Here is a 13,880-nt window from a genome sequence, read left to right on the forward strand (position 1 = left end):
AAATGGTTAAAAAACAAATCTTATTCTTAATGGGTGTTTCAGGTAGTGGAAAATCTACTATTGGTAAGCTACTCGCTGACAAATTACAATTCCCTTTTTTTGACGGCGATAGTTTTCATCCAGAAGCGAACGTTAAGAAAATGAAAGAAGGCCACCCATTAAACGATGATGATCGCCAGGGCTGGTTAGAGAAACTCAACGAAGTTGGTATCGAGAATTTATCTACTGGAGCGGTTATTGTATGCTCTTCCCTAAAACAAAAGTATAGAACCATACTAGGCAAAAACCTAGCGAACAATCATCAATTTGTTTATTTAGAAGGTAGTTTTGAGCTTATAAACACTCGATTGAACGAACGAAAGAACCATTATATGCCTGCGGGATTATTGCAATCTCAATTCGATGACCTTGAAACTCCCTTAGATGCCCTTACAGTTTCAATAGATCAAACGCCCGAAGACATTGTAAATCATATTATCGAAAAGTTATAAAAACAAAAAAGCATCCTAATATGATGCTTTTTTTATACTTGTTCTTGTTGAAAATTATTCTCCTTCGGTCTTTACCACCAAACGGAAACCTTCACCGTGAATATTCAATATTTCTACCGTATCATCAACTTTAAGATACTTACGTAATTTAGCAATGTAAACATCCATACTACGAGACGTAAAGTAGTTATCGTCTCTCCATATTTTAGTCAAAGCTAATTCTCTTGGCATTAAATCATTTTCATGTAAAGCCAATAGACGTAACAATTCATTCTCTTTAGGAGAAAGTTTAATTGCCTCGGTATCTTTATATTTCAAGAATCTCAATTTAGAATTTAATTGGAAACCACCTATTGTAAATTCAAATTTCTTGCTATCAGCTAATCCATTAGAAGCTTTTCTTTGAAGAATTGCTTTTAATTTCATTAGTAATACTTCAGAATCAAAAGGCTTGTTCAAATAATCATCTGCACCAGCTTTATATCCTTTAAGAACATCTTCCTTCATTGTTTTTGCCGTCAAAAAAACAATTGGAACATTCTCATTCTTCTCACGAATTTCTTTCGCCAATGTGAAACCGTCCTTATAAGGCATCATAACATCTAAAATACAGATATCATAATTATCTTTTTTGAACTTCTCAAAACCTTCCATTCCATTCTTCGCCAAAACGACATCGAAGTCATTCATTGACAAATAATCCTTCAATACAATCCCAAAATTCGGGTCATCCTCTACTAAAAGTATTTTCTTGTTTATTGTTTCCATATATTTTTATATTAACGGCAGTTTTATGTAAAATGTACTTCCTTTTCCTTTTTCACTTTCGGCATAAACTTCGCCTTGGTGGTCTTCTACTATTTTTTTAACGTAAGACAATCCTAATCCATGTCCTTTTACGTTATGTATATCTCCTGTATGCTCTCGATAGAATTTTTCAAACACTTTCTTAACCACACCTTTACTCATACCAGCACCTTGATCTTGTACTTTAATAATAATATAATTTTTAGCTCTCTCTGTAAACACATCTATTTTAGGTGCCTCTTCAGAATACTTAATCGCATTATCCAACATATTGACGATTACATTGGTAAAATGCATTTCATTTGCTAAAACTTCACAACGCTCAGCATCTAAATGTGTATGAATATATCCCCCCCTATCATCAACTATTAATTGTACATGAGTGATAGCATCTTCTATTATGTCGTGAACATTTACCCTATCCTTACTAATATCAAGTTGATTTTTTTCCAACTTAGATATTCGCAATACATTTTCTACTTGAGCATGCATTCTTTTATTCTCATCGCGAATCATCTGTAGATATCTTAAGACCTTTTCTTGATCATTAATTATCTTCGGATTTCTAATCGCCTCAACAGCAAGATTTATGGTCGCAATCGGAGTTTTGAACTCATGCGTCATATTATTTATGAAATCTGTTTTTATCTCAGATATCTGTTTTTGACGAATTAACTGATAAATTGCTCCTGCATAAGCCACAACTATTATTATGGTAAACAATAATGAAAGCATTGCGAGACCTAAAATAGATTGTACCAAGAATCGCTTTTTCTTAGGAAAGGAAATTAACAAATCGAAATTTGAAACTCCTTCATAATCTACGAACATGGGTGATCTATAAATATTCGATTCTGCATATTTAAATTTAGATGATCTCACTTTGGTCGGTAAACCATTGCTATACACTCCATATTCAAATGCTATATCAACTCCTCTATTCTCTAACTCTCGTTGTAAAAGCAACTCAATTTCTTGTTTAGAAACACGCTTATGAATAGGAACACGCTTGGCATAAACCATAAAAACATCTTCCATGGCAGCCTTCTCCATTTTATTAAGTCCTCCGATTTTTTCAAATCTTTGGATAGGATTTAAACGTGGTGTTTTACCCTCCAAGTCAGGATCTTCTCTAAAAATTGAAGTTGTACGTTTACTGGTATAACTTTTAATGATGGTAGTATCTGCACCATCACTACTATCAAAGAACGTAGACGAGATTCCGTAATCTTCTTCTAAAATACCGTGTTCATACAACAATATTTCATTAGAATTGACATCTCTATCAATAAAGAAAAAATTAGTAAGCTGAGTACCTTTAAGCTCTCCTCCTGCACTATCCTTTGCATGTAAATACCTGTCGAAGTAGTTTTTAGATTCTCTTTCGGTAATTTTATTGGTGACACTGTTCAATGCTTCAGAAACACTGCTAGAGAATTGTTCTTCTCCACTATCTATGGATTTACTAATCCAGAAACTTTGAACGAAAATCAGACCAATAAGTGAAAGGCTCATTAAAACCACTAAGAGCACAAATAACTTTTTGTTCATTGGGTGTTAAAATTAAAGATTTAACAGTTAGAGGATAGTACGTTTAACCTAACCTTAACAAAAATGTTAAAATTGCTAAATTACTAACAGTCAGTAAGTATAGATGCGTGAACTTGAAGAACTTTTTCTCTAGTTCTTTCTAAGTCGATATTTTCGATAATAAAATTGGCTAATTCTAATTTGATTTTATCTTCAAGTTGATTATTCATACGAGCTTCAACTTGCTCTCTTGTACTATTATCTCTACTTAATACTCGCTCAATGCGTATTTCTTTTGGCGCTGTTACCAAAATTACGTCATCGTATAATTCTTGCGATTTGTTCTCAAATAACAATGCTGTTTCTTGAATTACATAACATGAGTCTTGTTCATTTGTCCAATCTATGAAATCCTGCCTTACTACCGGATGTACTATATTATTAAGTTTCGCCAATAGTTCGGAATCATTGAAAACTTTCGCTGCTATATACGGTCTGTTCAACTTACCTTTCTCATAAGCTTCATCCCCCAACAGCTGCACCAATTGTTTATTGATAATGACAGAAGTATTCATTAAATACTTTGCACGTTGGTCTGAGTCGTAAACCGGAACACTTAGTTCTTTGAACATAGTAGCAACAGTAGATTTGCCACTTCCTATTCCTCCTGTAAGACCAATTATTATCATTCTCTTCGAAGTATAAATTCGACTTCATTTGTACTCATTACAGCATTATTTAGCGTTCTTGGGTATTTCACCAATTTCACAGACAATCTATTTTCTGTTTCTTTCGACACCTTAGCATAATCTGTTTCTACTGAAAAATCTTCTACCTCCAATTGTTTCAAATGCTCTAAAGTACCTTGACAACGAACTTCAACAATTTCTGGAAAAGTACGAACCTTTATATTTTCAGGTAGATTAATGACATGAACAGGAACTTTTATAACCTGTTCAGAAAATTTGACCACCTTACCAGAGACCTTTACTTTTTGTTTAGAAAATGTAGTTCCTTTTAATTGCTTTGGTAATTGTAAAATAATTTCATTTAAAAATGAGCTATTTACATTTTCTGATTTAAACAATTCAGTTCTTATTTGATTTATAGTATCTATTTGGCTTTTAGGCCCAGATATTTGAATAGAATCTGGCTCAATCATAATATTACCTTCAAGAATATGATTAGTAGCGAAAGTCATTTCTATTAATGCCTTCACCGGCACTTTCTTAGTCTCTAAAGAAGTAAAATCGAAATATATTGCATCGCTTTCAAAATCGGTCAGTGTACTATAATTGTTAAGTTGAGATTCTAATTGAATTCTAATTTGGTCAGACGTTAGATAGTAACTACCATCTTTATGCATCACCTTACTAACATCTAGTTGAATATGCTTGGGTTTCAGTTCATATCCTAAAAACTGGAATCCAGCAGCTTGTAACCGTACTTGAATTTCATCTTTAGGAGTATTCGCCAATAAGAATTCTTCAGGAATATTAATATATTCTACTTGAAAAGTAGTGTTATTAGTATAGGTTAGCGATAATTTATTAATTAGCCAAGCGAGTGATGCACATAATAAGAACACAAGAAAGACTTTTACCTTTCTTTTCTTTAGCCCTGTTTTTACCCACTCTATTAAACGTTCCATCAGTTCGCTCTAAAAAATAATTTCGGAAAAATTTCCTCTGGCTTCTTATCAGTGGTATTAATATACAGGGTTGATTTAAAAAATCCGTACCCATATCCAAAAAATTGTATCGCAGTTGCCACTAAAGATAGAAAGGCTACTTTTAAATTACCAGTTTTACGAAGGGCATCTATAAATAAAAGTAGAAAGTATAAAAAGTAAAAATACAATGGCACCATAAACCCTGCTATCGCCAATATAATCGAAACCAATAACCCGAAGCAAAAAACGGTCGGAAACCAATACGTAACCTTTTTTGTTTCTGGATGCCACTTATTTAAAATTGGGCGTACCATACCGAATTTATTTACCTGAATGTAAAACTTATTCCAGTCTATTCTTCTTTTATGATATACAAATGCTTCTGAAATCAATTTTGTTCTATACCCTTTATTCCAAATACGTATCGTTAAATCTGGATCTTCACCCGGGTGAATATTTCCGTATCCGCCAACATTTTCAAAAGCTTCTTTCGAAATGCCCATATTAAAGCTTCTGGGCTGAAATTTATCTACCGCTTTTTTTCCTCCACGAATTCCGCCTGTGGTCAGAAAAGAGGTCATAGCGTAATTAATTGCTTTTTGAACGGTAGAAAAAGATTCATGTGCTGCATCTGGACCGCCATAGCAATGCACATAATCTTCTTGTAAACTCTTTTCTGCTTCCACAAGGTACTGTGGTGGTAAAATACAATCAGAGTCTAAGACTATTAAGTAATTTCCCTTTGCCCTAGACATTCCGTAATTACGAGAATCACCAGGACCAGAATTAGGTTTCTTATAATATGATATAGCCAAAGAGTCTACATACTCACCTATGACTTCTTCAGATGAAATGGTAGATCCGTCTTCGACGATAACCACCTCAAAAGTTTTGTCATAGGTTTGTAAACGTAGACTGTCCAACAATTCTTTAATTTCGTTGGGTCTATTGTATACGGGAATGATAAAAGAAAACGATAAGTCCATGATTACCCTCCTTTAATAAATAGGCTCCAACAAAATTGGAAAATTAAAATTACGATTAAAACTTCTCTATAACTTCTTGACTAACCCCTGTATTAGAGAAACCACCGTCATGAAACAAGTTTTGCATAGTCACTTTTCTCGTAAGATCAGAGAATAATGTTATGGTATAATCAGCACAATCTTGAGCTGAAGCATTCCCTAACGGAGACATCTTTTCTGCATAGCTAATAAAACCATCAAAGCCTTTTACTCCTTGTCCTGCTGTAGTTGCAGTTGGTGACTGAGAAATTGTATTTACACGTACATTTTTCTCTTTACCAAAAAAGTAACCAAAGCTACGAGCAACAGACTCTAAATATGCTTTGTTATCTGCCATATCATTATAATCTGGGAATGTTCTTTGTGCTGCCATATAGGTCAACGCTACAACACTACCCCACTCATTCATAGCATCTGCCTTATAAAGTGACTGTAATACTTTATGAAAAGAAAGGGCTGATACATCCCATCCTTTTGCTGTGAAATCATATTTCTCATCTGTGTAAGCACGACCTTTACGTACGTTAACCGACATACCGATAGAATGCAATACGAAATCAATTTTTCCACCTAAAATTTCAACAGCCTTAGCTACTAAATTATCTAAGTCTTCAACACTGGTAGCATCTGCTGGTATAACTTCTGAACCTGTTTCTTTAGCCAATTGATCTATTTGACCCATTCTCATGGCAATTGGGGCGTTTGTCAATACAAAAGTACCACCTTCTGCGTGTACTGTTTGTGCTGTTTTCCATGCAATAGAATTCGCGTCTAGTGCTCCAAAAATAATTCCCCTTTTTCCTTTTAATAAGTTATATCCCATGCTGGTTGATTCTATAGTTAGATTTAATATTCAAAGATATCTAAAATATGTTAATTCAGAATTGAAGTGGTACTTAAAAACCCTAAAAACAACAGCCTTATTTTAAGTGTTTAAAGACTTGGTTGTCGTAAGACCAATTACAAATTCTAAAAATATAGTGCTTTAAGCACCCGATGATGCATTCAATAGTTCTTTTGCATGTGCCAACGCAGAATCTGACAAATCTTTTCCGCTTAGCATATGGGCTAATTCCACTACTCTTTCATCATCTGTCAATTGCTTTAAATTCGTCATGGTACGTTCTTTACCTTCCGTTTTAAAAACTTTGAAATGATGGTTTCCTTTTGATGCTACTTGTGGTAAGTGTGTAATAGAGAATACCTGCAAATCGGTACTCATATCTTTCATGATATCTGCCATGCGGTTAGAAATCTCTCCAGATACACCTGTGTCTATTTCATCGAACATGATAGTTGGTAGTTTTTCATACTTAGCCAGTATCGCTTTAATTACCAACATTATTCTTGACAATTCTCCACCAGATGCTACTTTTTTCAATTCTCCATAACTACCGCCTCTGTTAGCCGTAAACAAAAATGAAAGTTCATCTTTACCCGTAGCTGTAAATGCTTCTGCGGTACTTAGTTTTATTTCGAATGATGCACTAGGCATACCTAACAAACCAAGATCAGATTCTAGTTTTTTCTTTAATTGCGGAATTACGGAATTACGTTTTTTACTCAAAACAACTGCTTGCCCCTCTAAAATTGCTTCTAACTCTTGAATTTCTTTAGTTTTTGATATTATTTTGTCATCTAAATTGGCAGTTTCAAAAACTCTATCTGCAAGGTCATTCTTAATAATAATCAATTCAGCTACGTCGCTAACATTATGCTTTTTCAATAAATTATATAACAACTGCAGTTTGTTATTCACCTGTTCTAACTGATCAGGGTTCGCTTCTACTCCTTCTTGTAATCGTTGCAATTCCGAGCTGACATCATCTAATTCTATCAGTACAGATTTTACGCGCTCGAATAAATCATTATAGTTCGATCCAAAGTCGACCAATTTTGAAAGTGATTGACGCATTTCTATTACCAAAGGCAAAACACCAATTTGCTCGTCATTAAACAACTGATCTCCTTTTGACAGCTGTTCCATAATCAACTCAACATTATTCAGTTGTTCGTATTCTTCCTCTAAGTCTTCAATGACACCTACTTTCAATGGTGCCTTTTCAAGTTCTTCTAATAAAAACGTATTATAATCTTGCTCTTTATTGGCTGTACTTTGAACTTCAATAAGTTTATCAAGTTCTTTCTGAGCCTTTCGATAAGTTTTTAACCCTTTTCTATACTCTGATAACCGTTTTTGGTTGTTTGCCAATGCATCGACTAATTTCAACTGAAAGTCGTTTTCGGTAAGTTGCATGGTCTGATGCTGAGAATGAATATCAATAAGATTTTCTCCTAAGGTTGATAAGACACCTAAAGTAACGGGAGTATCGTTTACAAATGCTCTCGATTTACCGCTAGGTAAAATCTCTCGCCTAATAACCGTACTATCTTCATAGTCCAAGTCGTTTTCTTCAAAAAAATTCTGGAGTCCGTACGTGTCTATTTTGAAAGTACCTTCTATAATACATTTCTGATCCTTAACTCGCAAAGAGCTTAAATCTGCACGTTTACCTAGCACTAAAGATAATCCGCCAAGTAAAATAGATTTACCTGCACCTGTTTCACCGGTAATAACCGTGAAACCTTTATTGAAGTCTACTTCTAGATGATCAATTAATGCGTAATTAGAAATGGAAAGGGTTGATAGCACGCGTTAGAATTTTAGATTCACAAAGGTAATCTATAATTCCGTTTTGTAAAATGGTTCAATATTTAATATCGTTCCAGGTAGTTGCGTATAATGGTGCTATTTTATTGAGAGTTTCTTTAAGCTTCACTATATCTACTTTTGGTCCGTCAGAAAAAATATTCTTTATCTCTTCTGATTTTGCATCAAAGAAAGTTGAAATCAAAAATGCATTTGGTCTTCTATTGATCATCGTCTGAAACAAATTCATAGTACCTGCAATTACTTGCTTGCCCGTACTATTGTTATCAGGTAATATGTCCAGCCCTTTTCTGTGATAATTATACATCGCAATACGGTACTCTTTATAGGTATTTGATAATAGATTATCTATCAATTCAAATCTACTTCTGTTTGAATCGGCAGATTGGCTCCATCCGGCAGAATTACTACCCTGAGCTTGAGTTACAATATTCTGTGCCTTTCTATAAAACTCCGTTCCTCCTTCTAAGGAAAAAGTATCTGCATCCAACCCTAATATTACATAAACATAATATGCCATCACACTTACCAAATTAGATTCGAACTGATTTTCATTAAAAATTAAAGGTTGAAATTCAATGTATTGAAAATTGAACGCATTGTCTTTATAATTAAAAACCGGAGATGAATATGAGGTATTATAAACTGGTCTAGAAGATTGTATTTGAATATTACCACTAAAATTATTGGATTCATAGGAAGTGATGGTGATGAACATTTGAGCATTTACCCTTTCGTTCTCTTTGTACACTCTATTTGTCCACTTTGTCTTATTAATAAAATCATTCAACGAACGCTCTAGGGTTTTAAAAACCTGTTGATCACCTTGAGATAGTTGATCAGAATTGAGCGTAACTGCACAAGTTAATTCTTGAGCATTTGCAACTAAAATAATAAAGGTAAAAAGTAATAGAAATACAGCCTTACGCATACCGTCTTTTAATAATTTCATTGAAGATATCCACGGCAACTTCTGCCTTGGTCTTTAGTTCAAACGTAGTAATGTTAGAATTGGTATCTATAAATGAAACTTTATTGGTAATGCCACCAAAACCAGCACCTTTATCTCGCATAGAATTCAATACGATGGCGTCTAAATTTTTGCGTTTCAGTTTACCTTTTGCGTTTTCAATTTCGTTTTCAGTTTCTAAGGCGAAACCGACTAAGAATTGATTTTTTTTATGATCACCGAAGGTTTTTAAAATATCTTTATTCTTCACCAATTCAATAGTGAAGTTTTCTTCGGATTTTTTAATCTTTTGTTCTGCTACAGACTTAGGTCTATAATCCGCTACAGCTGCTGCACAAATTACGATATCTGAGGTTTCATAATATCTTTGTGCGCTATGATACATGTCGTCTGCTGAAACTACATTAACAACATGAATATTGTCGCTAGTAACAGACAAATGTGTAGGACCAGTCACTAAATAAACTTCTGCACCTAAACTTGCCGCTGTTTTAGCGAGTTCAAAACCCATTAATCCTGAGGAGTGATTTCCTATAAAACGAACAGGGTCTATTGCTTCGTAGGTTGGACCTGCAGTAATCAACACTTTTTTACCTGACAATGGTAATCCATCAGATAACTGCTTTTTAATAAAGCTTACAATATCTTCTGGCTCTGCCATTCTACCTTCGCCATGTAAACCACTAGCAAGCTCGCCACTTGTTGCCGGTATAATCATGTTACCAAAAGAAGTAAGCGCATCTAAAGAACTTTTGGTACTTGGGTGCTTGTACATATCAAGATCCATTGCCGGTGCAATAAAAACTGGACATTTTGCCGATAAATAAGTAGCCATTAAAATATTGTCGCAGTTACCGCTAGCCATTTTAGACATAGTATTCGCAGTAGCCGGTGCAATGACCATTAAGTTTGCCCAAAGCCCCATTTCTACATGATTGTTCCAGTCGACGGTATTGTCTTCTGTCTTAACAAAATCAAGCACTACCGGGTTTTTAGCCAAAGTAGCTAGAGTAAGTGGGGAAACAAAAGAACTGGCGCTATCGGTAAGTATGACCTTAACGTTAGCGCCAGCTTTTATAAATAAACGAACTAAGAATGTTGTTTTGTAAGCGGCAATTCCTCCTGTGATTCCTAAAAGAATATTTTTGCCGTTCAACATATATCTTAAGCGTCTTTTTCTGTATTTCTATGGTAGATTTTATCCATCAACCACTCTTCTACCGCCATTGCGTGTGGCTTAGGTAATTTTTCGTAAAACTTAGAAACCTCAATTTGCTCTTTGTTTTCAAAAACCTCCTCTAAACTATCGCTATAAGTAGCAAACTCTTCTAATTTCTCTAAAAGCTCTTTCTTAATTTCAGAATTAATCTGAACAGCACGCTTTGCAGCAATTGAAATAGCCTCATAGATATTTTCAGTAGGAGCATCAAACTCATTACGGTTAATAGTTACCGTAGATACCGATGCCTTAGAGTTTTTTAAATCGTTCATATTCATAATTAAATTATTTATTTTGATTCAACGACCTGCGCTTGCATGCGTTGTAATTCTTTATCAATTTTTTCAATTAAATCTGTAGCTTCCTTATCGAATTTAGATTCTGGAAACTGCTTTTTCATTGCCGCATGAGCAGACTTGGCATTTTTTAAACGTTCTTCTTTTAATTGCTCAAAACTATTCACAGCCATGTGCGTTAATGCTTCAACCTTAATAAACATTGCTTCTTCTCTAAAAGGAGAACCAGGATTATCTGACACAAAATTATCGCTCGCCGCTACTGCAGATTTAAGCATATCATAATTGAACTCACCCAATTTGTTATACTGCTTTAATATTTCAAACGCCTTTTCTTGCTTTTTTGTTGTAAGCTCTTGCGCCATAGTATTGGCTTCGGCATAAAACTCAGATTCTGAATATGTGTTTATGAAATTCTGTAATTTCAACAACGCCTTATCTGTATCGGTCTGATCTAAAGAATACTCTGGAGATAATTTATAGAAACTTTTGGCTCCTAAAAAAGTAGCTTCAACGGCTTTATCACTTTTTGGATACGATTTCACAAAACGCTCAAACTGATAGCCTGCCATATTGTAATCTTCTCGCTGAAAGTAGCTATTAGATAAAAAGAACATAACACGCTCACCTTGAGGCTTACCTACATACTTGGGCGCAATTTGCTCAAGTAATCTGTTAGCCCTTCTAAAATCACCTTCTTCGTAGAAAGTTTCGGCCATGTCGTATTTCGCTTTTACATCATCGTTCTTAAGTACTTTTTGGTACTCGCTACAAGATTGTAAAGCAATGGCAATCAATAGTAATGGAAAAACTCTCCTCATTTTAAAAAACATTTTGCAAAATTAGTGATTATCAATGGATTTAAAAAACATTTTAAACCAATAAAAATACAGGCTTTACACCACAAGAATGTCCTACTAAGTGAAGATTTAACGAATATTTATGCTGGTATGCGTATCATAGATTCCATAAATGAAACAATTCTATGCTTTAAAGCATCACTTGCCGTTATTAATGGTAACCTCACAAGGGGTTTTGCCAAGCCTAAATATTCAAAAATAACTTTGATACCTGCTGGGTTTCCTTCTTCGAAAATCAACTTCATACCATCTTGCATTTTATAATGGTAGCTATAGGCTACTTCAGTATTACCATCTAATCCTTCATGAACCATTTTTGAAAATTCTTCTGGTAAACCTTGACCAATAACTGAAATTACCCCGTCACCACCGGCAACTATTGTTGGTAATGCCGAAATATCATCTCCAGAAAGTACTAAGAAACCTTCTGGTCTTTTTGATATTAGTTCCTGAACTTGGGTCATATCTCCGCAAGCTTCTTTAACTGCTACTATATTATCAAATTTCTTTGCTAGGCGTACTACTGTTTCTGGCAACATATTACTACCGGTACGACCAGGTACATTATATAAAATAATCGGTAACGGTGATGCTTGCGAAAGTGCTGCGAAGTGCTGATAAATACCTTCTTGCGTAGGTCTATTGTAATATGGAGAAACAGATAGAATGGCATCATATGCAGATAAATCCGCAGATTGTAACTCTTCTACCAAAGCCATGGTATTATTACCGCCAATACCAATAACTAAAGGCAATGCACCTTGATTGGCTTCTTCAACGGTACGCATAACTAGTAGCTTTTCTGCTTTTGATAGGGTTACCGATTCGGCAGTAGTGCCTAATACTACCAAATAATCTATATTGCCTTCAATATTAAAGGCTACAACTTTTTTAAGAGCCTCTACATCTACTGATCCATCTTCTTTAAAAGGCGTTATCAACGCTACTCCTGCTCCCCTTAAATCTTTCATAATTAAATCTCTTTAAAAATGCCCAAGTACTTTTTCAATTCTTTTTTAAATATTTGAAAGTCCTTCAATGGCGTATCTAACATTAAATCATTGTAAGTAGGTCCCACTTCTGTAAATCCTACTTTTAAACGAGCCTTTGCCTTCACCGACATTAAATTCAACAACAGGCTATCCTCATTATAATAATTCACTAAAAGGTCATATTCTCGTCCTAAAAACTCAAGGGCATAACTGTTTTCAATTTCACCGTTCCACCCTAAGTCCTTATCTGAAAAAACAGGAGTGGCATATGGTGAGTTTTTATCATAAAAACGCTTATATCCAATAATTTTAACCGCATTGGGATGCAACGATAACTCTTCCTGAAACTGAAAAAACACTTCAGATTTCTCAAATTTATCTAAATCCACAATACAACCTACAGAACGTATTCCCTTACCCTCACGCGCTACAGCAACTGGTGTTGCCACCAATTGTTTTAATATCTTACGGCCAGATTTCCGTTTAAACTTGTCCTTAATTTCTTTTAAAAACATGTATTTTTACATTTAGACAAATGTAAATAATATCCCTGCAACTCTATGGCGAAGTTAAAACACTTTGGTATTTTAAATATAAAACATTATGTTATATTTATAACATTACTGAATTTAGCATCTTGTAAAAACAGCCCTGAGCAACTAAAAGAACTGACTGGCAAGCAGATACCTATCGACACTAGTTTTACTTCAGTTGACAGTATTGAGAAATTTATTCAGCCTTATCATGATCGCGTTGAAAGTATTTTAGACAGTACTTTGGCGTATGCACCTTTTGTAATCACCAAAACCGATGGCAAATTCAATACCACAGCTGGTAATTTAATGGCAGATATTGTATTGAGTGAAACCAATTCAATATTCAATAAACGTACAGGGCATACTATTGATCTGGTATTATTAAACCATGGTGGTATTCGATCTATTATATCTGTGGGTAATGTAACTTCTAGAACTGCATACGAAGTAATGCCTTTTGAAAATTCGGTAGTAGTCGTAGAACTTAAAGGCGATGCCCTATTAAAAATGGTCGACTACCTAATACAATCTAAAAGAGCACACCCTGTTGCTGGTATACAGCTTATACTTAATAAAGACAACACGGTCAATACTTTTAATATTAACGGTAAACCTGTAGATAAAAACAAATCTTATTATGTTGCTACTTCTGACTATCTAGTAACTGGTGGCGACAATATGAACTTTTTTAAAGAAGCGCTTTCTAAAACAGAAACCGATTATAAAATACGAAATGCCATGATAGATTTCTTTTCTAAAGTGGATACCCTTGCACCAAAAGTAGATTTAAGATACTATCAATTACAGTAAA

15 protein-coding genes are annotated in these 13,880 nt (G+C 34.4%); 2 read left to right on the top strand and 13 right to left on the bottom strand.

Annotation, left to right across the window (positions count from 1 at the left end; genetic code table 11):
* Positions 1–2 precede the first annotated feature (2 nt).
* Entirely contained in the window at positions 3–491 is a 489-nt protein-coding gene (locus Q0871_RS02605) for a gluconokinase (RefSeq protein ID WP_299317541.1), read from the top strand.
* Positions 492–545: 54 nt separating this feature from the next.
* Here the strand turns inward: Q0871_RS02605 and Q0871_RS02610 are convergent, their stop codons facing one another.
* From Q0871_RS02610 to Q0871_RS02670, 13 genes are all read right to left on the bottom strand, one after another.
* Positions 546–1,259 carry a response regulator transcription factor gene (locus tag Q0871_RS02610; protein ID WP_299317543.1) on the bottom strand — a complete coding sequence of 238 codons (714 nt, stop codon included), beginning with the start codon at positions 1,257–1,259 and terminating at the stop codon, positions 546–548.
* A 6-nt stretch (positions 1,260–1,265) separates the two neighbouring features.
* Complete coding sequence (locus tag Q0871_RS02615) at positions 1,266–2,849, bottom strand: sensor histidine kinase KdpD (RefSeq protein ID WP_299317544.1); 1,584 nt, start codon at positions 2,847–2,849, stop codon at positions 1,266–1,268.
* An 83-nt stretch (positions 2,850–2,932) separates the two neighbouring features.
* Positions 2,933–3,517: a dephospho-CoA kinase gene (gene coaE, locus Q0871_RS02620; protein ID WP_299317545.1), complete on the bottom strand. Its 585-nt coding sequence runs from the start codon at positions 3,515–3,517 to the stop codon at positions 2,933–2,935.
* A complete protein-coding gene (locus Q0871_RS02625) occupies positions 3,514–4,479 on the bottom strand; it encodes a hypothetical protein (RefSeq protein ID WP_299317547.1) in 966 nt (321 codons plus the stop codon). The genes coaE and Q0871_RS02625 overlap by 4 nt, the downstream gene beginning before the upstream one ends.
* Positions 4,479–5,486 (bottom strand): glycosyltransferase, encoded by a 1,008-nt coding sequence (locus Q0871_RS02630; RefSeq protein WP_299317549.1) that lies wholly within the window; start codon positions 5,484–5,486, stop codon positions 4,479–4,481. Before Q0871_RS02630 ends, Q0871_RS02625 begins: the two co-directional genes overlap by 1 nt.
* A gap of 55 nt (positions 5,487–5,541) precedes the next feature.
* The gene (locus Q0871_RS02635; protein ID WP_299317551.1) at positions 5,542–6,348 is read right to left on the bottom strand and encodes an SDR family oxidoreductase; all 807 of its coding nucleotides are present in this window, start codon (positions 6,346–6,348) and stop codon (positions 5,542–5,544) included.
* A 162-nt stretch (positions 6,349–6,510) separates the two neighbouring features.
* Positions 6,511–8,178, bottom strand: coding sequence for a DNA repair protein RecN (recN, locus tag Q0871_RS02640; RefSeq protein WP_299317554.1), 1,668 nt, complete (start codon positions 8,176–8,178; stop codon positions 6,511–6,513).
* A 55-nt stretch (positions 8,179–8,233) separates the two neighbouring features.
* Positions 8,234–9,127, bottom strand: a complete 894-nt coding sequence (locus tag Q0871_RS02645) for a DUF4835 family protein (RefSeq protein WP_299317943.1) — start codon at positions 9,125–9,127, stop codon at positions 8,234–8,236.
* Entirely contained in the window at positions 9,120–10,325 is a 1,206-nt protein-coding gene (coaBC, locus tag Q0871_RS02650; RefSeq protein ID WP_299317556.1) for a bifunctional phosphopantothenoylcysteine decarboxylase/phosphopantothenate--cysteine ligase CoaBC, read from the bottom strand. Before coaBC ends, Q0871_RS02645 begins: the two co-directional genes overlap by 8 nt.
* Positions 10,326–10,330: 5 nt before the next feature.
* Positions 10,331–10,657, bottom strand: a complete 327-nt coding sequence (locus Q0871_RS02655; RefSeq protein ID WP_133672899.1) for a DNA-directed RNA polymerase subunit omega — start codon at positions 10,655–10,657, stop codon at positions 10,331–10,333.
* A 17-nt stretch (positions 10,658–10,674) separates the two neighbouring features.
* On the bottom strand, positions 10,675–11,502 hold the full coding sequence (locus Q0871_RS02660) for an outer membrane protein assembly factor BamD (RefSeq protein WP_299317559.1): 828 nt from the start codon (positions 11,500–11,502) through the stop codon (positions 10,675–10,677).
* Between the two features lie 119 nt (positions 11,503–11,621).
* Positions 11,622–12,512 carry a 4-hydroxy-tetrahydrodipicolinate synthase gene (gene dapA / locus Q0871_RS02665; RefSeq protein ID WP_299317560.1) on the bottom strand — a complete coding sequence of 297 codons (891 nt, stop codon included), beginning with the start codon at positions 12,510–12,512 and terminating at the stop codon, positions 11,622–11,624.
* A 2-nt stretch (positions 12,513–12,514) separates the two neighbouring features.
* On the bottom strand, positions 12,515–13,048 hold the full coding sequence (locus Q0871_RS02670) for a hypothetical protein (protein WP_299317561.1): 534 nt from the start codon (positions 13,046–13,048) through the stop codon (positions 12,515–12,517).
* A gap of 45 nt (positions 13,049–13,093) precedes the next feature.
* Here Q0871_RS02670 and Q0871_RS02675 point away from each other — a divergent pair, with 45 nt between their 5' ends.
* Positions 13,094–13,879, top strand: a complete 786-nt coding sequence (locus Q0871_RS02675; protein WP_299317562.1) for a 5'-nucleotidase C-terminal domain-containing protein — start codon at positions 13,094–13,096, stop codon at positions 13,877–13,879.
* The last annotated feature ends 1 nt before the right edge of the window (position 13,880 follow it).

The organism is uncultured Maribacter sp. (assembly GCF_947500985.1).
Classification (GTDB): Bacteria; Bacteroidota; Bacteroidia; order Flavobacteriales; family Flavobacteriaceae; genus Maribacter.